We start from the raw sequence: 20,792 nt of genomic DNA, 5'->3' as shown, positions 1-20,792 counted from the left end.
AAAACTTGGCGTGCTTTGCTAAAAAATTAGTAGTCCTAATAAAAGTACTGATGTTTTGTGGCGCGGGCGTTGCCCGCGCCACAAAACATCAGTACCACTACTAAAAAATTAACACCCGATCTATAGCGATCCGATTTGATTCGTGACCATGATCAGGTGTGACAGCGATCGCCCTTCGGTTGGTTGCACATCTGATTTAGCCTCGCGATAGAACATCATCGATATGCTTGGACTCTTTGCCACTCCACCTGTTCCGGAAACGTGGGTTATGGCGCAACAGGTACCTCTGTCAGCGATTCGTTCCGCAGATGACTTACAGGACGTTTTGCCGTTTACGTCGGGGACAATGACGCAGATTGTGCCAGTTTACCAACTTGAGCAGTATGCTGCTTCTCAAAACCTTACGGCTGAAGGCTATCAACCCCGGCAACCCCCAGATCCCTTAGAAACTCCTGTTTCCGATTTAGCCGCACCCTCGTTTTCTCCAACGGTTTCTGTGCACGGCGAAGCGGTTATGGGAATGAGTGGGGCGTCTGGACGAGATCTAGAAGACAACATGGTGTTGCAGTCGAGTGTTGAGCTGATGCTTCAAGTCAGCTTTGCGGGCGACGATCAACTCCAGGTAGGGCTTGAAAGTGGCAACGCCACCGAGTTTCCCTGGGTGGATGAACTTACCTTTGAAGGGCAACTGACAGATCCTGCCAGTACAGATAGCGATCGCGTTGAACTGAGTGAGCTGTCTTATGAATTTCCCATTGGCGATCGCGCCAGTCTCTATCTTTCAACGACAGGTGATGATCTGGACGATTTCAATCCTGTTTTAACCGATGAGGTTATTTCGGAATTTGGTACAGAAAATCCGATCAACAACCTGGTTGAAGATACGGGGCTACAACTCAACTACGACTTAAGCGATCGCCTCAACCTCAGCCTGGGCTATTTCACAGGTGCATCAGATACGTCTGAAGCCGTTGGCTTGTTTAATGGCAACCAAAGTGCCTTTATTCAACTAGGGGTTGCAGCCAGTGATGATGTTTTGCTGGGTCTTACATATATTCACAACGATAATGATGCCAGCCTGGAAACCGAAACCGGGAGTGGGCGATCGCAAATTGATTTAGAACGTCCCGTTATCGGCAATTCCTACGGGTTGTCTGCATCGTTTTCACCCAGTGCTCAAGTTGCGATTGGCGGTTGGGTTGGGTTTACCCATGCAACGGTGCTCGGGTTAGGAACTGCTGATATTTGGAACTATGCCCTTACCCTGGCAGTTCTGGATGTTGGGCAACCCGAGAATCTGTTGGGACTCGTCATCGGTCAAGAACCTCGATTAACCGGAACCAGCGGATTTAGGGTAGATGACCTCAGCCATGACCCAGATACTTCTTTTCATATTGAGCTATTCTATCGCTATTACCTATCAGACCCAATCTCCGTCACCCCTGGTTTGATCTGGATTACAGCCCCCAACCACGACAATACCAATCCCGATCTTGTTATCTTTACCGTCAGAACAAAATTTGAATTTTAGGATTACGCCTGACATAAAACCCGGAAGTTTTTTGAACGTGCGGCAACACTCCAATTCCAAAAAACTTCGCTTGATTAAATTCCCACAGGAGATCAAACACCGTGAGAATCTTATTAGTAGAGGACGACGATCGCATTGCCAAACCCCTGGCAGAAGATTTGCGGTACCAGCATTATGTAATAGACCTTGCCAAAGATGGTTTAGAAGGGTGGGACTATGCCCAGGCGGTTGCTTATGATCTAATTTTGCTGGATATTATGCTACCCAAATTAGATGGCATCAGTTTGTGTAAGCGGCTGCGGAGCCATCAATATCAGGGGTTTGTATTAATGCTAACGGCAAAAGATACAACATCAGATAAAGTCATCGGGTTAGATGCCGGAGCCGATGATTATCTAGTGAAACCGTTTGAGTTAGAAGAATTGTCGGCTCGGATTCGTGCCCTTTCTCGCCGCCCAACCGATCTCCAAACTCCTATCTTGCAGTATGAACAACTCGCATTAAATCCCAACTTACACATTGCCACCTATGGCGAGCATACGCTGACTCTCACCCCCAAAGAATATTTAATTTTAGAGTGCTTGATGCGAAATCCCAGCCAAGTTTTCACCCGAGCCATGTTAATGGAAAAATTATGGGAATGCGATCAAGTGTCGGGAGAAGACACGGTCAAAACCCACATTACCAATCTGCGTCGTAAGCTAAAAGCGGCTGGCTCTCAGCAGGAATTGATTGAAACTGTGTATGGGGTGGGGTATCGGCTGTACCAGAGATTAGGGAAAGATTCAGAGTCAGTTTAGGATGACAAATTACATCAAACCCCAGAATTTATTTTTAGCAAGCGCGGCGTCGCCGCGCTTGCTAAAAATAAATTCTAGTAGTGTAGGTACTAAATTTTGCAACATGGGGTGGGGTGGGGGCTGCGCCCCCACGCAGGGGTTCCACCCCTGCACCCCGTTACAAAACATTTAATTGGGTCTATTAGTACACCAACTTAAAAGTTTTAGAGGGGGTGGAGGGGGTTTTACCCCCTCTTGGGGGCGCAGCCCCCAAACCCCCACGTTGCAAAATTTTGTGTTTGCAACACTAGGTTTACTTAATCCAGGATTCTTAGCTATTTAGAGAGTGGATTGTGGGTTAAGTTCTTAAAACTTAAAACTTGAAACATCTATCTTTTTCTCCATGTTTCAAAGCCTTCGCTATCGATTGTTGATGTCTTATTTGATCGTGCTAACAGTGATTTTGGCAGTATTTGCGATCGCCGTGCGGATCACATTTGCGCGCAGTTTAAACCGACAATTGATCGATCGCCTGGAAACCCTCGCCAGAGCAGCTAACCTTGATTTGGAACTGGATAAAGGAGAGATTCAAGTCGATAATGAACACATAGTAAGCCCTAATCAAGCGATTCAATGGTTTGATCGAGAAGGCAGACTGCTGGCAGAACAGGGCGACTATCCGTTAATGGTTCCCTTTGACCCCAGCCAAATCCTTCAAACCCAGGTCACGCCCTATCCAGCCAGAGGCTTCACTGTTCCAGTGCATGACTATGATACGGGCATTTTTATTGGCTATACCCGCGTTAGTGAGTCTACTCAGGTGCTCAACACAACCTTACATAGTCTGGATATAGGGTTAAGCGTAGGGGTGATCATGGCGTTACTGTTTAGTGGATTAGGAGGGATCTGGTTAACGCATCAAGCGATGCAACCGATTGAACAAAGTTTTCGACAGTTACAACGCTTCACCTCAGACGCTGCCCACGAACTTCGCAGTCCCTTAGCAGCGATCAAAATGAATGCAGCCGTTGCGTTGAAATATCCAGACGGCATGAGAGTGTTAGACGCAGAAAAGTTTCAGGCGATCGCCAGTGCCTCTACTCAATTGACCGCATTAACTGAAAATCTGCTGTTATTAGCCCGCACCGATCAAGCCTCATTGTCAGCCCCCCACATCATTGATCTCACCCTCCTTCTCCAATCTTTGCTTCAGCTCTATCAACCTCTATTTGAGCAGCAACAGCTTCATTTAAGCGCTCAGCTACAGGATGGCTTAAAAGTTGTGGGAGATGAAATTCAGCTCACCCGGTTATTCACCAACCTCATCGACAATGCTTTGCGCTATACGGCGGCTGGTAGTGTCGCAATTCAAGCCGAGCGAAACGGCGATCGCCTTGCCATTAGCGTCAAGGATACTGGAATTGGCATTGCCCCAGAACACCTTAATTTCATTTTTGAGCGGTTTTGGCAGGCAGATCCAGCACGTTCCTATCAATCGGGTAGTTTTGGTTTGGGGTTGGCGATCGCCCAAAGTATTGCCCAACAGCATGGAGGAACTATTATAGTTACGAGTGACGTCGGTCAGGGGAGTTGTTTTACCCTTTGCTTACCCGCGTATCGCGTTCAACATTAGCAGGGCGCTAAAACATGATCCGTCCCAGAGTCGAGTTAAATTGGTAGAAGTCCAGGTCACAATAACTCACTCTAGAGGGGGTGCTGTTGTGATGAGATCGAAACAGCGTCTATTTATCATCGGATTCCTAGTTGCCATAGCTGTCGGGGCTTTAGCAAAATGGGCGATCGCTCCGATGTTCTCGCAACAATCGACTAAAACGAGCAGTGCTATCACCAATGCCGACGCTACGGAAACCGCGATCGCCATGGATGACGTGAATGCAGACGTCGCTGAAAAGCAACACCAGTTTAAAATCACATTTCCAGATGCATTAGCGATCGCTGAAACAACCGTTGATGGCAAAGCGTATAGCATGGAACGAGAAACTGAAGCCGGTCAACCTGTGATTGAAGTTGGGATTGCCGGAAAAGAAGTATTTGTTCATGCCGAAAATGGCGAGATCGTTGCCATCGATGATGCTCAACAAAAAGGCGATCGCGAAGATATTGAAGAAATCACGGAATTCCTGAACCTACAATCACTTGCTACTATCACCCTTGAACAAGCCTTGCACTCGGTTGAAGCAGCGGTTGGGGGTGAGATTCATACGATTGAACTAGAAAATGAAGATGGCAATCTTGTGTATAAAGTAGTGATTGAATTGCAAGAGATTTACGTGGATGCAGGCAACGGGCAGATTCTCTATACAGCATCGGTCGAGTCAGAAGATGACCATGATGCAATCCGCCCTGCCAGCAGCATTCAGGTTCCCTCAAGCGATGAAGAACCGTAGGCATGAGAGATTTTAGGAATAGATTTGAACGTGAAACCAAGAGTTTTACGTTCAAATCTATCTCTCGATGAAACAATGCCGAACCGTAATGGGTTGATTCAGTACGGTGTTGTGGGGTGCAGAGTGCCCCACAACACCGTTTCTGTACTGAACGACCTTGCACACCGCCATGTAGCGCCTTGTGCCTGAATAGATTACGGTTATTGTGAGAGAGCCATTGAGAATTGCTGTAGTTTACAGATCGCTCAGGGCTTGCAGTTCGTCTAGCTTGGCTAATACTTCTTGACTGTGAACCGCAGGGCGAACCCCCAAGAAAATGTCGCGCAAGCGTCCTGCCGGGTCAATGATATAGGTATGGCGTAGCGATCGATATCCCATCCAGGAACCGTATGCTTTGCTGACTGCCCCATCGACGTCTGCCAGTAAGGGAAATCTCAACCCTTCTGAATCACAGAATTCGGTATGAGACACCACATCATCGGCACTGATGCCTAAGATTTGGGTATTTCTAGCTTGGTATTTGGGCAAATCTTGTTGAAACCGTCGGGCTTCTAATGTGCAGCCTGATGTGAAGTCCTGGGGATAAAAATAAACAACGACCCACTGCCCTTGATAGTCTGAGAGGGCAATTTCTCCGTCGCCAATATTGGTCGGCAAGCTAAATTCTGGTGCAGGTTGATCGATCGCAGGTTGTGGACCACCTAACGCACTAGCAGGAGCTATGAGGTTGAGCCAGAGCGTGAGGATTAGCCCAATCAGTCCAACCCACTTCAATTGAGGTAAGCGCAAAAGCATCGCACGATATTGTTAACTTAAGTTAAGAATACCGTGTATTTCCTCCTATCAACCCCCCTTCTTTAGCAACTGTCGAAACGGTTAAATCAGGAGGGTGTGAGAACCCGCGCTCCGCGCGGGTTCTCACACCAAATTTTATAGCCCAAATCAGCAGCACTAGTGTTGCAAACACGAAATTTTGCAGTATGGGGGTTTGGGGGCGTAGCCCCCAAGAGGGGGTTTTACCCCCTCCACCCCCTCTAAAACTCTTAAGTTATGTACTAGATCTTTATTATCTTTATGAGCGGGGTTCAAATAGTAACCGTCGCCAACTGAGACTTCCGGTGCTGTAATCCATCTGCCAATGCAACAGGTTGGCAACTTGACCTACGCCTAACCCGGCTATTCCGATCGCTTTACGAGGGGCTTCTGTCGCAAGGGCGATCGCTTCGGCAGGGGCACAAATTCCCCACTTGACGAGATTGTGAACCCCAATTAACAACGGCAATGTGGTGCCCGACAAGGTTCCATCTAACAAACGCGCCGTTCCGTTTTTGATCTGGATTTGCCGGGTATCCCAGGGATAAACTCCATCCGATAACCCCAGGGGTGCCAGGGCATCGCTGACCAAAAAGATGCCGCGTGGATAGGGGGGATGGGGCAATTTGCCCCGACCTGCCCGCAACAAAATATCCATCATTAAGGGAGCAACGTGTTGACCATCGGCAATCAGACCTGAAAATACTCCCCGTCGGACTAACGCAGCTCCCAATAGCCCCGGTTCACGATGATGCAGTCCCGGCATGGCATTAAAGGCATGGGTGACCATAGTGGCTCCCTTGGAAAATGCTGCCTGAGCCTGGACAGAGGTTGCCTGGGTATGCCCCAAACTGACGATGATGCCTAGCGATCGCAAGTAAGGAATCACTTCATCGGTAGTATCGAGTTCGGGAGCGAGGGTCATCACCTTAACGATGGAGGCATAATTGCCCAAAACCCGTTTGACATTGTCTAGAGTAAGGGGCAGCAGATGCTCTTGCGGATGTGCGCCGCGTTTTTCTGGATTGAGAAACGGACCTTCTAAATGCACTCCCAAAATCTGCGCCGCATGGGGTGGTGAGAGGGTCTGAGTTTGAAAATGAGCCAGAGTTTGCAGCGATCGCTGAATATTTTCGATCGAGGTCGTTACCAGGGTGGGTAAAAACGCATCAATCCCCACCGTCCAGAGATATTGCGTGATGTCGCTCAGCCGACTCTCTTGCTCGGGGTGCAAATCGGGAAAGGCTAACCCCAATGCCCCGTTAATTTGGAGATCGACTCCACCCAACGAGAGCCAATCTCCGTGCAGATCTAAAACTTGTTGATCGGGAACGTCAACGCTTCGTTCCATCACGTCCATGGGCACGATCGCTGCAATGATACCGCGTTGATCGATGTGCAATTGATACAGACCCACATATCCGGGGAGTCTGATATTGGCGATCGCCAACGGAAGGGTCAATGGGGTTGATTCGGTTAACACGTTTATAACAGAGTTACACTTCAGTAACCTACAAAGCTTGCTGATCGAGAATGATTCCTGATCTAAATATAGCCTTGACCCATTGGTTGTAAAGATACCCAAACGTGGAGAGGGGATTGAGGGAAACTCCCGCAAAGCGGGAGTTTCCCTCAATCCACTAAAACCCAGATAGGCGATACTGGACAGTCTTTAATTCTGTAGTGAGAGTGCCGCGCTGTGCGCGGCACTCTCACTACAGCTCAAAACGGGATTAAGCAATACCCGTCTACTTGACGATGCCGGAATGACCGGGGATATCGCCAACGGGTTCGCAACGACCACCCAGATATTTCGCCAGAAATTCTTCGGCGATCGCATAGAAGTGCAAGCGGTTTTCAGGACGCGCAAACCCATGACCTTCATCGGGATAGAGGACATATTCAACAGGTTTACCGTTGCTGCGCATGGCTTCAACAATCTGGTCGCTTTCGGCTTGTTTCACGCGAGGGTCGTTGGCACCTTGTCCGATTAACAAAGGCTTTTCGATGCGATCGCAATAAAAGAAGGGCGATCGCGACTTGAGAAAATCGGCTTCGGTTTCTAGATTACCAACCCGATGATAAAACTGGGCTTTCAGAGGTTCCCAATAGGGTGGGATGCTCTGCAATAACGTGATGATATTACTGGGACCCACAATATCGACACCCGCCGCAAAAACGTCGGGGGTAAAGGTCAAACCCACTAATGTGGCATAACCACCATAAGAACCGCCCATAATGGCGACTTTAGACGCATCGGCTATACCCTGACCGACCAACCAGTTGACGGCATCCAGTAAATCATCATGCATTTTGGCTGCCCATTCCCGGTTGCCCGCATTGATAAACGCTTTGCCGTACCCCGTGGAGCCTCGGAAGTTGACTTGCAGCACGGCATATCCCCGGTTTGCCAGCCATTGCGCTTCTGGGTCATAGCCCCAGGTATCGCGTGCCCAGGGTCCCCCATGCACCAGGAGTATGGTGGGTAGCTGGTGAGCTGGAATGCCGACCGGGGTAGTGAGATAGCCATGAAGCGTCAGACCATCCCTGGCATCAAAGGCAATCGGCTGCATGGCAGAAAGGGCGACCTGTTCCAGTTTGGGTTGATTGCTAAACAGCAACGTACTGGTTTTGGACGCGCGATCGTAGGTGTAATAGTAGATGGGACCATCATCCGTAAGATATGCCACCAACCAGCGATCGTCGGCTAGGGTGCGGCTGGTCACCATATACTCGCCGGGACGGATCTGGGCGATCGCTTCAAAGTCAGGGGCAATGCTGGGATCGAGAATCGTCCATTCCAGCTTGTCTTTGTAAAAACCAACGGCTTGCAGAGTGCGGTTGGTCGGATGCACCACAACATTGCCAATATCATATTGGTCATCAGCGGCGATCGCCGTTTCCTGGCGAGTCGTCAGGTCTAACGCAATCAATTGCTGAGCATTGACACCATGATTGCCAACCACATACAACGTCTTGCCATCGGCTGAAAAACTGACCGGATAACCTTCGTCGTCCGCACCCCAGTGCAACAACAGCTCCCAATCGTGGTCAACCGTTTCCCGATAGAGTAAATCAGATCCCCCATCGGCAGTGGTGGCGATCGCTGCCCGAATCTGAAACTGAGCATCTGCTGTCCAGGCAACAATATTACCGGGATTCTCTGCATCAAATTCCACCGCACCTGTTTTCAAGCTGATGCGATAAACATCAAAAATTTGCGGATTCTTCAGATTTAGCCCCACCAATAGTTCATGGGGAAAGTCTGGGTCGAGGTCAATTACCTCAGCTTTAACGCCCTGAAAAGGGGTCAGATCCCGCACAATATTGGATTGAATATTGACCGAATACAGGTGAAAATTTTCGTCGCCATCGGCATCCTGGCTGTAGATTAATTGCTCACCGTCATAGGTCCAGAAATAGGAACGAATGCCCCGTTTTTGGTCGTGAGTCAATTGTCGATCATCAGTTTGACCCACTGTTTTTAGCCATACCTGCAACACATTGCGGTCATCCGGGGCAATGTATGCCATGTAGGTGCCATCGGGTGAAAGCTGGGGGCGGGCGCGTTCTGGGTTGTCAAACAGGATCTGACGCGGAATCAGGGGGGGGAGTTGAGTGGATGCAGAGTTCACGGTCGTTTGTGTCATGGGAATTTTCTTCAGGTCTGGTTTTATAACCCTATCCTTCTTACTCTAGCGAACCTGGATACCTGAATCACCGAGTTGACAGGGTTGGGGTTCGACGGTGTCGATAGACGTGACGTTTTATCCGGATGGGAGCGATCGCCACGGAACATCTTGAGTAGTCCTTCTGTCTAGATCCGCAAGCATCATTATGAAACTTCATAAACTGCTGGCTGTTGCCTCGCTCCTCTCCCCGTTACTACTGGCAAGCCCTGCAAAAGCATTCCAACCTGATCACCTCGCTCGTCTCTGGAACACCAATAACTGCACCAGTTGTGACCTCAGAGGCGCATATCTGAGGCAAGCCAATCTGGTAGGTGTATTTTTGCTACGAGCAAATTTATTTTCTGCGGATCTGATCGGGGCAGATTTGCGCGATGCCTATTTTGCTGAAGCTATGCTGGAGTCAGCTGATTTCCGCAGTGCCAATCTCCAGGGCGCAATTTTTGAACAAGCCGATCTCTGGGGCGCAAGTTTTGCCGGAGCAAACCTGGAAGCGGCAGCGTTGGGTGGGGCAGATTTACAATTTGCCAACCTGAGTCAGGCAACCCTCAGCAATGCTGATTTACGCGAAACGGTGATGCGACGCGCTGTTCTGAGAAATGCGGTATTGACAGGTGCCGATTTGCGCGATGCCGATCTCCGAGGGGTCGATTTTTATGGCGCGGATCTGAATGGCGCGAACCTTGCAGGTGCAGATGTGCGCGACAGCAACATTGATCAGGCGCGGCTGTGCAATACCCGAATGCCTGATGGAGATATTGAAAATACCCGGTGTTAACCCATCTGGTTAACCCAGCAGTTGAGTCATGGGCATCGCGTGACGTACAAGGTATTGAGAGCGCCGCACGGAGCGCGGCTCTCTCAATACCGATAATCATGTTTACGGCTAGTCGTAGTTTTCATGTCATGGCTTTGATGGCGCGGGCGTTGCCCGCGCCATCAAAATCATGGCGTTTTAAGTTGGCTGATGAGATGAGTCAGTTCAGGAAGAATCAGGTTCTCTACGGCAAGCCGCACAGCATTACTGGAACCGGGAACGGAAAATATCAATTTGCCTTGCACCACACCGGCGATCGCCCGTGACGCGATCGCCCGTGAGCCAATCTCTTGATAGCTCAATGCCCGAAAAATTTCACCAAACCCCGGCAACGTTTTTTCCAGTAACCGTTCGATCGCATCGTAGGTCGTATCTCTGGGCGCAATGCCCGTCCCCCCGTTTAAGATCACCACGTCTAAATCAGTCCGTTGGCACAGGGTTTGGACGTGCGTTTGGATGGCGAGTGGCTCGTCTTTTAAAATGACGTAGTCAACCAACTGATGCCCCTGTGGTGAGAATAGTTGCTGGATTAACTGCCCACTGCGATCGGTGGCAATGGTGCGGGTATCACTCACCGTAATCACAGCATAGCGAGCTGCGATCGCCTGGGTATCTGGATGGGGTTGATGCGCCATAAAATCGTCCTACATAAGCTACTAATGGATCTTTACAAAATTAAAACCCACAACTTTTTTGGGAGAGTGCGGCTCCGCCGCACTCTCCCAAAAAAGTTATTCAAGGTATTTTTATGAGGATCCTTTAAGCGAGAAGGAGGGCGATCGCCCTCCTTCTCTCTGCTTTCTATCTCAGTGCCTAAGCTTTATTGAAACCTAGTCCATGAGTTTCCGCATAGCGATTCATAAACCGCATAAAGCGTTCCCATTCACTCGTACTTTTGATCACATAAAGGGCTTCTAACGCTTCTGGCTGACCATTGACAAATTTTGCTTTGACTTCGCGGGTGACCAGTTCACCTTCTTCATCAATCAGGTACATACCTGTAATATCTTCAGTACTTTCGTTACTCAGCGCTTTGGGTTTTTCGAAATAAAACGTCGCTGTGCCATTGGTGCCATCTTTAGAGCGTGTCAACCGAACATCGGGAACAACGTCTTCCGAGATACCTTTAGAAAATTGAATTTCAGCCATTAATCTCCCCTTAACCTTGACAGTCTTCTCTAAGTTTGCTGCTGATATCGCAGTGCTGCTTGATTGGTCGGCAATACTAGATCGAGAGATAAATTGTAACGGCAGATGAAATCCTCCTGTAACAATTTATCTATAGTGATTGGCAATACCGATACGGATCGCGATGAGGGCTAAGTGGGTCAGTGCAACCGTTAGTTGCTCCATCCATTTACCTAGCTCGTCAGCCATGACTGAGTGTTCACACCCAGATTCTTAAAATTAGCAATCTCTCTTAATCTTTTATTTAAACTATCATCCCATTTCTTTAGGAAATGAGACTCAAATAAACCACCAAAACTTTGGTTATGGCGATTTTCAATCGAGTGAAGTCCAGATTATTTTGTGAAAACCAGGCGGAGCCTGGTTTTCACAAAATAATCGGATTCTAGCCGAGCGCGACGCGCTAGATTCCAGATTGGTGTTGCTGGGTTTGGGGCGTTGCCCCCTGAAAAGATGGCACGGTTCGGCTAAATCTGCGCTACTGTTAGTATCTAAGTTTGCCGTCTCAAATTTTTACTCGCCTGGTTGTGAAGCTTCGTTATCTGGTTCCCTTCTTTGATCCATCGGTGCAAAATTGGGCAATAGAAGCCCGTTTATTGCGATGGTTGACGTTTCTCTGGCTGTTTGTCGGATTGGTTGCCCTGTTTTCCGCCTCTTATCCTGTTGCCGAAGCAGATTTTGGCGATGGTTTGTATTACTTCGAACGGCAACTGGTCTGGGTCTTAGTCGGCTTGGTGGGTTTCAGTATTCTGGTTCATTCCCCGATTCGATACATTTTGGGGGTGGCGGATTGGTTTATGGTGATCTGCCTGGGGCTAATTTTATTGACACTGGTGCCCGGAATGGGAACGACGGTCAACGGTGCGACCCGGTGGCTTTCCCTGGGGCCCTTACCCATTTTGCAACCGTCTGAATTGATCAAGCCTTTTCTGATTCTTCAAAGTGCTCGGGTTTTTGGGCAATGGGAGCGCTTATCGATCGCAGCCCGTGCCACCTGGTTAGGTGTTTTTGTCGTCCTGATCGTCAGCATTTTGCTCCAGCCCAATCTCAGTACGGCGGCACTGTGCGGCATGATCTTGTGGCTGATTGGCTTAGCCTCGGGGTTGCCCTATGTGTATGTGTTTGGTACAGCGATCGCCGGATTTGGGGCGGCGGTTCTCAGTATTAGCCTGCGATCGTACCAATTTGAACGAATTAAGTCTTTTCTCAATCCCTGGCATGACCCAATGCAAAATGGCTATCAGCTCATCCAAAGCCTCATTGCTGTTGGGTCAGGCGGGTTTCTTGGCAAGGGATATGGCATGTCTCAGCAAAAGCTGTTTTACTTGCCCATTCAGTTTACCGATTTCATTTTTTCGGTGTTTGCAGAAGAGTTTGGCTTTATGGGTGGCTTGTTGTTGCTTTCTCTCCTGGGTGCCTATGCCACCGTGGGTTTGAGAGTCGCACTCAAAGCTCGCAACGCTGTTCATCAACTGGTGGCGATCGGGATCGTTGTTCTCATGGTAGGGCAATCGATTTTGAATATTGGCGTTGCCACAGGTGCATTGCCGACCACGGGCTTACCCCTGCCTCTCTTTAGTTATGGGGGTAGTTCTATGATTGCCAGCCTGTTTGCGACAGGCTTACTGATTCGAGTAGCACGTGAGGGTAGCGAAGCAACCGTCGTACCTATGCAAGACCGGCGTCGGGGTTCTCTACCCAGTTCCTCTTGAGATCGCGTTTTAACGTCGGTAACTGTCCATCTGAGACCCGCTAGGATCATAGATTCATTAACCTGAAATTCGTTTATGAGAGAGCGACGGCTTGCCGTCGCTCTCTCAATGCTTTGTACGTCTCAAGGATGAATGGAGTTGCGAACCCTTCGGGTTCACAACTCCATTCATTTCGCATCAGGCGATGTCGGGATATTCGGTTGGGCTAAAGCGGATTGGCTCAGACCCCGGCGTCAGGGTCATGAGGTCTTCAATATTGCGTCGAATGGTGGCACAGATCGTGTCGAGAGGTAAATCGTTGGCGTCATGACCAAAGGGATTTTCAATTTCGATACCAATTTCTTCAATGCCAAACAGCGTAAAGCTAATCATGCCCACTAATAAAGGAGTCCACCACCCCGACTGATCGACCACCTGGAAGGGCAAGCTGAGGCAATAGAGCAATAGCAATTGTTTTAAATGAATGGCATATGCCAGGGGAATGGGGGTTTTAAGAATACGCTCGCACCCACCCAACCCATCGACGATCAGATTTAATAAATCTTGCATTGCTGCCAGTTGGTAAGCGCTCAGGCGATCGCATTGATAGTGTTGTTGGAGATAATCACTAATCCAAAAGGCAATTTCTAGCGGCGGATTGTTCATATCTTTGAGCTTGAGATATCGCGATCGCGGTAACAAGACTTCTAATTCTTCATTGACCGTTTCTGCTCGCAAGTGCAGCTTTGTGGCAACGGCAAAGGCAACCAATAGATACAGAGCTTGTTTTTTATCTTCCGTTGCCTGGGGGGTTTCGGCTGGAATTGCCACCCAAATTTGTCGCGCCAGGTTGCGGATAGAATTATTCATCCCACCCCAGAGTTTTCGTCCTTCCCAAAAGCGCTCATAGGCAGTATTGGTTCGAAAAACCAACATCAAACCTAAAACGATGTTGGGAATCAGGCTTGCCAAAATATCGGTGGAAACGGGTAACCCAAGGGCATAAAAAATTGCAATCAGTAACCCAAAGGCAGCGCAAATCAGGGTGCGGGGCATGATTGCCGGGATGACGGAACCCTGAATTCTAAAGACGAATCGAAACCAATGTCGTTGATAGAGAGCCATGCCTAGTATGTGTTGCAACGGTGGGGTTATTTTGGAAGACGATCCATACGCGCTCAAACCACTCGGCTGGGACGTTCAAAAATGGTTGGCAGGGAGGGTTTGCGGCGACTCCAAGACAGCCGTTACCCCCACGACAACCTTCCTCGCGCGATCCTGCGAGTTAATTCGTGCGCACTGGGTATATTTTGCCCCACTATCGTCTGCACTGTCGCCAGGGTTCTGATTCTCTGGACGGTGTTTCAAATTTGTAGTTAGTGTTTTGGAAAAGCGCGCTCTGCGCGCTTTTCCAAAACACTAACTACAGATCTAGACTATAGGCTTAAGGCTGTTCAGTCTGGGCAGCGGCGTTGCGGCGCTTTTTGCGTAGCTTTGCCCGAATCATGGCACGATCGACAGGAAAACCTGCAATCGGGACTACCTGATATTTACGCTCTTCTTCTAATTTTTTTAATTCGGTGTAATCCACCCACTGGATGCAATCAACGGGGCAGGTATCAATGGCTTCCTGGATCACCTCTTCGGTGTCGCCATCCTGCCGAACGACTCGCGATCGCCCATAATCTGGCTCAATATAAAATGTGTTGCGGGCAACATGGGCGCAGTGCTTACAACCAATGCAAGTCACTTCATCGACATAAACGCCCTTTTGCCGAACAAAACCTCCCAATTCAGGCTCAAAGCCCGTACGTTCTGGTACTGCGCGCAGCCATCCTCCCAATTCAGGCTCTAAGCCCGAAGCAACCCCTTCTTGCTGAATCGAACTCATCTGTGCCGAGCCCTCAAGCGATGTGGAACAATTAGTAACGATGCTACCAGCAACCTTGCCGGGTTGAATTGGGAACGTGGAGATTTCTCTAAAGAAATCTCCACGGTTTAGACTGTATACGGTTTAAGCGCTCCAGCGCTGCAATACCAGACGAATTGAGCCATCAGCTTGTTGGTTTTGCTCAGCCACCTGAAACCCCTGGTTAGCCGTTTCTTTAACGACCGTGTGGTAGGCATAACGCTGAGTAATCTGGTTGAGGAATCCTTCAACCGAAAGAGGCTGCTGCCAGTATTGCAAGTCTGCAACTAGCTCATATTCCTCACCGTTCCAGCGAAAACCGATATCGTAGCCGTTGTCTTGTTCAATCGCAACTTCTGCCGTTTGCGTCTGTCCGCGATATCCTTTGACAGCCTGGGGCCCTGCCTTCCAATCGACACCAACATCCGTCAAAGCAGCTTGTAAAGACGTCAGGTCGCGAATTTGAGTTTTAATCTGGCTAAAGTGTGACATGGGTCAAATAAACCAAAACTGGACTGAAAGAACAATTAAAAGTAGGAATGCATCGAATTTAAGGTGGTACTGGCGGTTTGCCTGCGGCAAACTTCCGGCATCTCAATTCGATGGTTGGTTAACCTTGCGGATTACCAGTGGCTAAAAGTTGCCTGGGTTTTCACCGCAGCAGCCTCTTGCACAGATTGCGTAAAATATTCTGAAGTTGTCTCCTGGCTTAGCACACGTCCCAATTTGGCTTCAATAGCAGCCGTTACTTCGGCACAGGAAGACCCTGTGATACCCGTAACTTTTTCTTGGACGCGACCATCTGGATAAATAATGAATTCCAGCGTTTCCATGTGCTTTAAAAACCCTCGGAGAAATAGTGTTAGAAAATCTGCGAATCGTCGAAGGCGGCGATTCTCTTCTGGCAAATGTTCCGTTCCCGTAAAGTTCTATAAGAGTAGCTAAACTAATTTTGAACAATAGAATTAATTCAGCTCAAATATTTATCAAACTTAGCAAAAGCGAGAGGCTTTACATCAGTTGTTAGTAAGTTTCGCTTAACTTGCCGATGCAGTCAAGAATATATCGATCTCGATCAGTAAAAAATTAGATTAAATTTTGCGATCGCTCGGCAAACTGGCACAGTACCGGCTGCCGACTCGCGTCGTTCCGATTGTCGGCGAACTAACTCCATTTCATCAGGGTTTCAAGGCATAGATCGTCCTCTTTCTAAAGACGGATTTGATCGGGTTGCCTATAAGGATTTACGCCAATTAAGGAACTGCCACAGAAATTAAGGAAACCTATAGTTCTCTCTGTAGTTTCTTCCTGACGAGCGAATTCAGTGTGGATACACACCTGACAGACTCGACTCGGTTGCTCCCACTGTTGTGCATCTCCTTGGCGTTATAGATTATGGTTTCTGCCCCCCAACCCCATTTCGATCCGTTTGACCAACTGCCTGCTCGCCCTTTGGCGCATCAGTTTTCTCCAGACTCAGCGACCCCTGCTCCGCTGGCTCCGATACAACCACTGGTGCGTCTGACTTTTGAAAATGTGGCTGTGTTTGAACCTGTACGAGATCAATATTGGGATTTAGGCGTTCGATTTGAAGGAGCGATCGCACTTCAACCCTCTAATCCAGCGTTTTCGCATGATACGGAAGCCATTGCCCTGTTGCCCATTGCTGGTCGCTCGAATGTGATGGCGTATTTTCGCTCTCCCCGCAAACAGATCAGTGCGTCGCTGACGGGATCGCGGCAAGTGCGCGTGGTTGCCTATGATTGCAATAATGCCGTGTTGATGCAGCAATCCGTAGGAGACCCTCAATACGTGCGATCGCACGCTGAGCACAACACCAAGTTTCCTCGCCATGAGATGACTTTGAAGGGCGAAGGCATTGCCAAAGTGATGATCGATTCCGATGCACCGTTTCTGCTCAACAGTCTGGCATACAGCTAGCTACGCTTTGCCTTAAAGATGAGAGAGCCGCGCTCCGCGCGGCTCTCTCATTAGTTTATACGTCACGCCTATCACAACCGCAGGGCTGGTTAGAACAGGGGTGCGGGGGCTGTGCCCCCGGACAGTGATGTTCTAGATATGTTGTTAATTTTTTGGGAACGCTCGCGGAGCGAGCGTTCCCAAAAAATTAACAACACATTTGAAACACTACCCACCCCGTTCTCACTCACCATTCGCTGGAGAGAGTCCTAATGCAGAATCGGGGTTGGGTAATCTTGGATGGCTTTGACATCCAACGGTTGTGACTGAAGTGCCCGGATAGCGGCGGCGGTGGCTTTGGCTCCGGCGATCGTGGTGATCGTCGGGATTTTGTAAGACAGTGCGGCTCGCCGGATAGCATGATCATCCACCTGAGCGGTTTCTCCCAGCGGAGTATTCAAAATCAGTTGAATCTGGTGATTTTTGATCCAATCAAGCACATGGGGACGCCCTTCATGGACTTTCAGCACCAACTCTACCTCTAACCCATTTTCGCGTAACACTTTGCGGGTACCTTCGGTGGCAACTACCTTTAACCCCAGGCTGATCAAGTCTTTGACTACAGGAACCGCATTTTTTTTGTCGCGATCGTTCATCGATACAAACACTGTTCCGGTCAGTGGCAACCGCTGAGAGGCAGCCAGTTCTGCCTTAGCGTAGGCTTTACCAAAGTCGGTATCAATGCCCATGACTTCACCCGTCGAGCGCATTTCAGGCCCCAGCACCGTATCGGTACCGGGGAATTTCTCAAACGGCAGGACGGCTTCTTTAACCGAAATGTGCGTGGGAATGACTTCTTCCGTAAAGCTGAGCGATTTTAGGGTTTCGCCCGACATCACCCGCACTGCCATTTTTGCCAGGGGCACCCCGATCGCCTTGGAGACAAACGGAACGGTACGAGATGCACGCGGGTTGGCTTCGAGAATGTAGACCTGCTCACCCTGAATGGCAAACTGGATATTCATCAAGCCGATGACCTTGAGTGCTTTTGCCAGTTGCACCGTCCAGGTTCGCACGGTATCCAGAGCTGCCGCTGTCAGCGTTACCGTGGGAATGGAGCAGGCAGAGTCACCCGAATGAATCCCGGCTTGTTCGATATGCTCCATGATGCCGCCAATCACCACTTCACCCGTTTGATCGGCGATCGCATCGACATCCACTTCCACCGCATTTTCCAGGAACTTGTCGATCAAGATCGGGTGATCGGGTTCGACCTGCACAGCATAGGTCATATACCGCTCTAGATCGCTGTCGGAGTAGACGATTTCCATTGCCCGACCCCCCAGAACATAACTGGGACGAACTACCACCGGGTAATCGATCCGCTGGGCAACTCGCAATGCCTCTTCATAACTGCGGGCAATGCCATTGGGCGGCTGACGAATGTCTAATTGGCGCAACACCTTTTCAAACCGCTCCCGGTCTTCGGCAATGTCAATCGAGTCGGGTGAGGTGCCCCAAATTTGCGGAATTGAGCTGGGTGCTGGCTCAGCGTTCTGGAGGTCTTCCAGATATTTTTGCAAGGGCACTGCCAACTTCAAGGGGGTCTGTCCGCCAAATTGAATGATGATGCCTTCGGGATGTTCGGCTTCGATAATATTCAGCACATCCTCTTTGGTCAGGGGTTCAAAATACAGGCGATCGCTGGTGTCATAGTCGGTCGAAACCGTCTCCGGGTTGGAGTTGACCATGATCGTCTCAAAATCGTCAGCCCGTAAGGCATAGGAAGCATGGCAGCAGCAATAGTCGAACTCAATTCCCTGACCAATGCGGTTGGGACCACCCCCCAAAATCATCACCTTGCGTTTGTCTGATGGCAACACTTCCGATTCGGTTGTGGCACTCGAACCATCAGCACGAACCGTTTCGTAGCTATTTTCGTAGGTGGAATAGTAGTAAGGGGTCAGGGCTTCAAACTCCGCTGCGCAGGTATCTACAGTTTTATAAACCGGGATCACACCCAGGCTTTTGCGATAGCTGCGAACTTCGTCTTCCGTGGTTTTGGTAGCATAGGCAATCTGGCGATCGCTGAAGCCTTGCCGCTTAATTGCCAATGCCTGTTCGTAGGTCAAACTGGTCAATGGCGTGCGTTTTAGAAACTTTTCGGTTTCTAAAATTTCCTGCAATTTATCCAAAAACCAGGGGTCAATCGCCGTGAGTTCGTAAATTTCTTCGACACTCATGCCCATTTGCATGGCATGGCGCACGGTGAAAATTCGATCGGGGTTGGGGGTGCGTAATCCGGCGCGAATTTGCTCCAGACTTGGCAACTTTTCAACGCGATCGCAACCCCAGCCTGCTCGTCCCGTTTCCAGCGATCGCAAGGCTTTTTGAAACGATTCCTGAAACGTGCGACCAATTGCCATTGCCTCGCCCACCGATTTCATCTGGGTTGTCAGCACGGGTTCTGACCCGGCAAACTTTTCAAAGGCAAACCGAGGAATCTTGGTTACTACATAATCAATCGTCGGTTCGAAGCTCGCAGGCGTTTTCTTGGTAATGTCGTTGGGGATCTCGTCCAGCGTGTAACCCACTGCCAGTTTGGCTGCCATTTTGGCGATCGGGAAACCCGTCGCCTTTGATGCCAGCGCAGAACTGCGCGAAACTCTGGGGTTCATCTCAATCACGATGACATCCCCAGTATCGGGATTGACGGCAAATTGAATGTTAGAGCCACCCGTTTCGACCCCGATCTCCCGAATAATTTTGATCGAGGCATCGCGCAGCCGTTGATATTCCTTATCGGTTAGCGTCTGGGCAGGGGCAACGGTGATCGAATCTCCGGTATGAATGCCCATGGGGTCAAGGTTTTCGATCGAGCAGATAATCACCACGTTATCTGCCAGGTCGCGCATGACTTCTAGTTCATATTCCTTCCAGCCCAACAAAGACTGCTCAACCAGAATCTGGGAGACAGGGCTGGCATCAAGACCCGATTGGGAGATTTCTTCAAATTCTTCCTGGTTGTAGGCAATGCCGCCGCCAGTGCCGCCCATCGTAAATGCCGGACGGATAATCAGCGGATAAGTGCCAATCTGGATGGCGATCGCCCGCGCCTCTTCCATGGTTTCTGCCAGACCCGACGGACAGACCCCAACCCCGATCCGTTCCATCGCTTGCTTAAACAGCTTGCGGTCTTCTGCCATCTCGATCGCAGGCAACTTGGCACCAATCAGTTCGACGTTATAGCGCTCTAACACTCCATTTTTTGCCAGCGCGACCGCCAGATTGAGTGCCGTCTGTCCACCCATCGTCGGCAACAAGGCATCGGGTCGTTCTTTATCAATAATTTTTTCCAGAATATCGGGTGTCAATGGCTCAATGTACGTCCGGTCGGCGGTCTCAGGGTCGGTCATGATGGTTGCCGGATTGGAATTGACCAATACCACCTCATAGCCTTCGTCGCGTAATGCTTTACAGGCTTGAGTACCGGAGTAGTCAAATTCACAGGCTTGTCCGATGACAATCGGACCGGAGCCAATCAACAGGATTTTATGAAGATCGTTTCGACGGGGCATAGGCTTACTGCCAAAGTCAAGGGTTCGCAAATCCCAACTATTTTAGAGGCATTCCTGAAATAGAAATGAATTATCTGACTCAAGTTTTTAGAATCCTATGGCAATTTTGCGGATTGCTGGACAGGAATACCTGTACTGCTCCGCTCCGTAATTCTCAAAATTGCCTAACTTTGGGCGATCGCATCCATTTCTGCCGATGTCATCGGTTCTTCAGTTAATCGATACACGGTTCCACCATCTAACGTCGAAATCAGCGCCAGATAATATTGCACCTCACCAGCCTGAGTGACCTGATACACCTTTCTGCCGGTGTCATTGTCGAGGGGCAGCTCTGTTAGCTCATACCCCTGAGCTAGTAGAGCTTGATACAGGGTTTGTTCGACGGTGCGCCAGCGAGTATTGGGCGATCGCCAACAGTGTTCTAAGGTGCCGCAGCCTGTCTCTACACCGTCGATATGGGGAAACTCGG

The 20,792-nt window shown here is 49.5% G+C and carries 18 protein-coding genes; 7 read left to right on the top strand and 11 right to left on the bottom strand.

Annotated features, from left to right (window positions below; translation table 11 throughout):
* Positions 1 to 223: 223 nt before the first annotated feature.
* From ACR6Z4_RS18130 to ACR6Z4_RS18115, 4 genes are all read left to right on the top strand, one after another.
* Complete coding sequence (locus tag ACR6Z4_RS18130; protein ID WP_479718712.1) at positions 224 to 1,531, top strand: iron uptake porin; 1,308 nt, start codon at positions 224 to 226, stop codon at positions 1,529 to 1,531.
* A gap of 101 nt (positions 1,532 to 1,632) precedes the next feature.
* On the top strand, positions 1,633 to 2,331 hold the full coding sequence (locus ACR6Z4_RS18125; RefSeq protein WP_479718711.1) for a response regulator transcription factor: 699 nt from the start codon (positions 1,633 to 1,635) through the stop codon (positions 2,329 to 2,331).
* A 382-nt stretch (positions 2,332 to 2,713) separates the two neighbouring features.
* The gene (locus ACR6Z4_RS18120; protein ID WP_479718710.1) at positions 2,714 to 3,943 is read left to right on the top strand and encodes a sensor histidine kinase; all 1,230 of its coding nucleotides are present in this window, start codon (positions 2,714 to 2,716) and stop codon (positions 3,941 to 3,943) included.
* A 91-nt stretch (positions 3,944 to 4,034) separates the two neighbouring features.
* Positions 4,035 to 4,718, top strand: coding sequence for a PepSY domain-containing protein (locus ACR6Z4_RS18115; RefSeq protein ID WP_479718709.1), 684 nt, complete (start codon positions 4,035 to 4,037; stop codon positions 4,716 to 4,718).
* A 234-nt stretch (positions 4,719 to 4,952) separates the two neighbouring features.
* On the opposite strand, the gene ACR6Z4_RS18110 is transcribed toward ACR6Z4_RS18115, so the two are convergent.
* The 3 genes from ACR6Z4_RS18110 to ACR6Z4_RS18100 form a co-directional block, all read right to left on the bottom strand.
* Positions 4,953 to 5,513 carry a peroxiredoxin gene (locus ACR6Z4_RS18110; protein WP_479718708.1) on the bottom strand — a complete coding sequence of 187 codons (561 nt, stop codon included), beginning with the start codon at positions 5,511 to 5,513 and terminating at the stop codon, positions 4,953 to 4,955.
* A gap of 277 nt (positions 5,514 to 5,790) precedes the next feature.
* Positions 5,791 to 7,020 carry an N-acetylglucosamine-6-phosphate deacetylase gene (nagA, locus tag ACR6Z4_RS18105; RefSeq protein WP_479718783.1) on the bottom strand — a complete coding sequence of 410 codons (1,230 nt, stop codon included), beginning with the start codon at positions 7,018 to 7,020 and terminating at the stop codon, positions 5,791 to 5,793.
* A 259-nt stretch (positions 7,021 to 7,279) separates the two neighbouring features.
* Complete coding sequence (locus ACR6Z4_RS18100) at positions 7,280 to 9,181, bottom strand: S9 family peptidase (RefSeq protein ID WP_479718707.1); 1,902 nt, start codon at positions 9,179 to 9,181, stop codon at positions 7,280 to 7,282.
* A 187-nt stretch (positions 9,182 to 9,368) separates the two neighbouring features.
* On the opposite strand from ACR6Z4_RS18100, the gene ACR6Z4_RS18095 reads away from it, so the two are divergent.
* Positions 9,369 to 9,998: a pentapeptide repeat-containing protein gene (locus tag ACR6Z4_RS18095; RefSeq protein ID WP_479718706.1), complete on the top strand. Its 630-nt coding sequence runs from the start codon at positions 9,369 to 9,371 to the stop codon at positions 9,996 to 9,998.
* Between the two features lie 167 nt (positions 9,999 to 10,165).
* Here the strand turns inward: ACR6Z4_RS18095 and ACR6Z4_RS18090 are convergent, their stop codons facing one another.
* Together ACR6Z4_RS18090 and psb28 are read right to left on the bottom strand one after the other, a co-directional pair.
* Positions 10,166 to 10,672: a MogA/MoaB family molybdenum cofactor biosynthesis protein gene (locus ACR6Z4_RS18090; RefSeq protein WP_479718705.1), complete on the bottom strand. Its 507-nt coding sequence runs from the start codon at positions 10,670 to 10,672 to the stop codon at positions 10,166 to 10,168.
* A gap of 178 nt (positions 10,673 to 10,850) precedes the next feature.
* Complete coding sequence (psb28, locus tag ACR6Z4_RS18085; RefSeq protein ID WP_479718704.1) at positions 10,851 to 11,186, bottom strand: photosystem II reaction center protein Psb28; 336 nt, start codon at positions 11,184 to 11,186, stop codon at positions 10,851 to 10,853.
* 566 nt (positions 11,187 to 11,752) lie between these two features.
* Between psb28 and ACR6Z4_RS18080 the strand changes: the two genes are divergently transcribed.
* Positions 11,753 to 12,937 (top strand): FtsW/RodA/SpoVE family cell cycle protein, encoded by a 1,185-nt coding sequence (locus ACR6Z4_RS18080; RefSeq protein ID WP_479718782.1) that lies wholly within the window; start codon positions 11,753 to 11,755, stop codon positions 12,935 to 12,937.
* A gap of 177 nt (positions 12,938 to 13,114) precedes the next feature.
* On the opposite strand, the gene ACR6Z4_RS18075 is transcribed toward ACR6Z4_RS18080, so the two are convergent.
* The 4 genes from ACR6Z4_RS18075 to ACR6Z4_RS18060 all read right to left on the bottom strand — a co-directional run bounded on the left by ACR6Z4_RS18075 (position 13,115) and on the right by ACR6Z4_RS18060 (position 15,658).
* A complete protein-coding gene (locus ACR6Z4_RS18075) occupies positions 13,115 to 14,041 on the bottom strand; it encodes a bestrophin family protein (protein WP_479718703.1) in 927 nt (308 codons plus the stop codon).
* A 319-nt stretch (positions 14,042 to 14,360) separates the two neighbouring features.
* Positions 14,361 to 14,807, bottom strand: coding sequence for a ferredoxin (locus ACR6Z4_RS18070; RefSeq protein ID WP_479718702.1), 447 nt, complete (start codon positions 14,805 to 14,807; stop codon positions 14,361 to 14,363).
* Between the two features lie 123 nt (positions 14,808 to 14,930).
* On the bottom strand, positions 14,931 to 15,317 hold the full coding sequence (locus tag ACR6Z4_RS18065) for a DUF1257 domain-containing protein (protein WP_479718701.1): 387 nt from the start codon (positions 15,315 to 15,317) through the stop codon (positions 14,931 to 14,933).
* Between the two features lie 131 nt (positions 15,318 to 15,448).
* Positions 15,449 to 15,658: a DUF2997 domain-containing protein gene (locus ACR6Z4_RS18060; protein ID WP_479718700.1), complete on the bottom strand. Its 210-nt coding sequence runs from the start codon at positions 15,656 to 15,658 to the stop codon at positions 15,449 to 15,451.
* A 562-nt stretch (positions 15,659 to 16,220) separates the two neighbouring features.
* Here ACR6Z4_RS18060 and ACR6Z4_RS18055 point away from each other — a divergent pair.
* Positions 16,221 to 16,766: a hypothetical protein gene (locus ACR6Z4_RS18055; RefSeq protein WP_479718699.1), complete on the top strand. Its 546-nt coding sequence runs from the start codon at positions 16,221 to 16,223 to the stop codon at positions 16,764 to 16,766.
* A 248-nt stretch (positions 16,767 to 17,014) separates the two neighbouring features.
* On the opposite strand, the gene carB is transcribed toward ACR6Z4_RS18055, so the two are convergent.
* Positions 17,015 to 20,323, bottom strand: coding sequence for a carbamoyl-phosphate synthase large subunit (gene carB, locus ACR6Z4_RS18050; protein WP_479718698.1), 3,309 nt, complete (start codon positions 20,321 to 20,323; stop codon positions 17,015 to 17,017).
* Between the two features lie 164 nt (positions 20,324 to 20,487).
* A partial coding sequence (locus tag ACR6Z4_RS18045) for a hypothetical protein (protein WP_479718697.1) occupies positions 20,488 to 20,792 on the bottom strand: 305 nt, incomplete at its 5' end.

Source organism: Calyptranema fuscum S582 (genome assembly GCF_055793305.1).
This window is presented reverse-complemented; position numbering and strand designations above follow the sequence as displayed.

Excerpts from the sequence above, each read along its gene's own strand:
- ACR6Z4_RS18130 (WP_479718712.1), top strand. The coding sequence starts at position 224 with ATGCTTGGACTCTTTGCCACTCCACCTGTTCCGGAAACGTGGGTTATG.
- ACR6Z4_RS18120 (WP_479718710.1), top strand. The coding sequence starts at position 2,714 with ATGTTTCAAAGCCTTCGCTATCGATTGTTGATGTCTTATTTGATCGTG.
- ACR6Z4_RS18115 (WP_479718709.1), top strand. The coding sequence starts at position 4,035 with ATGAGATCGAAACAGCGTCTATTTATCATCGGATTCCTAGTTGCCATA.
- ACR6Z4_RS18110 (WP_479718708.1), bottom strand. The coding sequence starts at position 5,513 with ATGCTTTTGCGCTTACCTCAATTGAAGTGGGTTGGACTGATTGGGCTA.
- ACR6Z4_RS18100 (WP_479718707.1), bottom strand. The coding sequence starts at position 9,181 with ATGACACAAACGACCGTGAACTCTGCATCCACTCAACTCCCCCCCCTG.
- ACR6Z4_RS18095 (WP_479718706.1), top strand. The coding sequence starts at position 9,369 with ATGAAACTTCATAAACTGCTGGCTGTTGCCTCGCTCCTCTCCCCGTTA.
- ACR6Z4_RS18090 (WP_479718705.1), bottom strand. The coding sequence starts at position 10,672 with ATGGCGCATCAACCCCATCCAGATACCCAGGCGATCGCAGCTCGCTAT.
- psb28 (WP_479718704.1), bottom strand. The coding sequence starts at position 11,186 with ATGGCTGAAATTCAATTTTCTAAAGGTATCTCGGAAGACGTTGTTCCC.
- ACR6Z4_RS18075 (WP_479718703.1), bottom strand. The coding sequence starts at position 14,041 with ATGGCTCTCTATCAACGACATTGGTTTCGATTCGTCTTTAGAATTCAG.
- ACR6Z4_RS18070 (WP_479718702.1), bottom strand. The coding sequence starts at position 14,807 with ATGAGTTCGATTCAGCAAGAAGGGGTTGCTTCGGGCTTAGAGCCTGAA.
- ACR6Z4_RS18065 (WP_479718701.1), bottom strand. The coding sequence starts at position 15,317 with ATGTCACACTTTAGCCAGATTAAAACTCAAATTCGCGACCTGACGTCT.
- ACR6Z4_RS18060 (WP_479718700.1), bottom strand. The coding sequence starts at position 15,658 with ATGGAAACGCTGGAATTCATTATTTATCCAGATGGTCGCGTCCAAGAA.
- ACR6Z4_RS18055 (WP_479718699.1), top strand. The coding sequence starts at position 16,221 with ATGGTTTCTGCCCCCCAACCCCATTTCGATCCGTTTGACCAACTGCCT.
- carB (WP_479718698.1), bottom strand. The coding sequence starts at position 20,323 with ATGCCCCGTCGAAACGATCTTCATAAAATCCTGTTGATTGGCTCCGGT.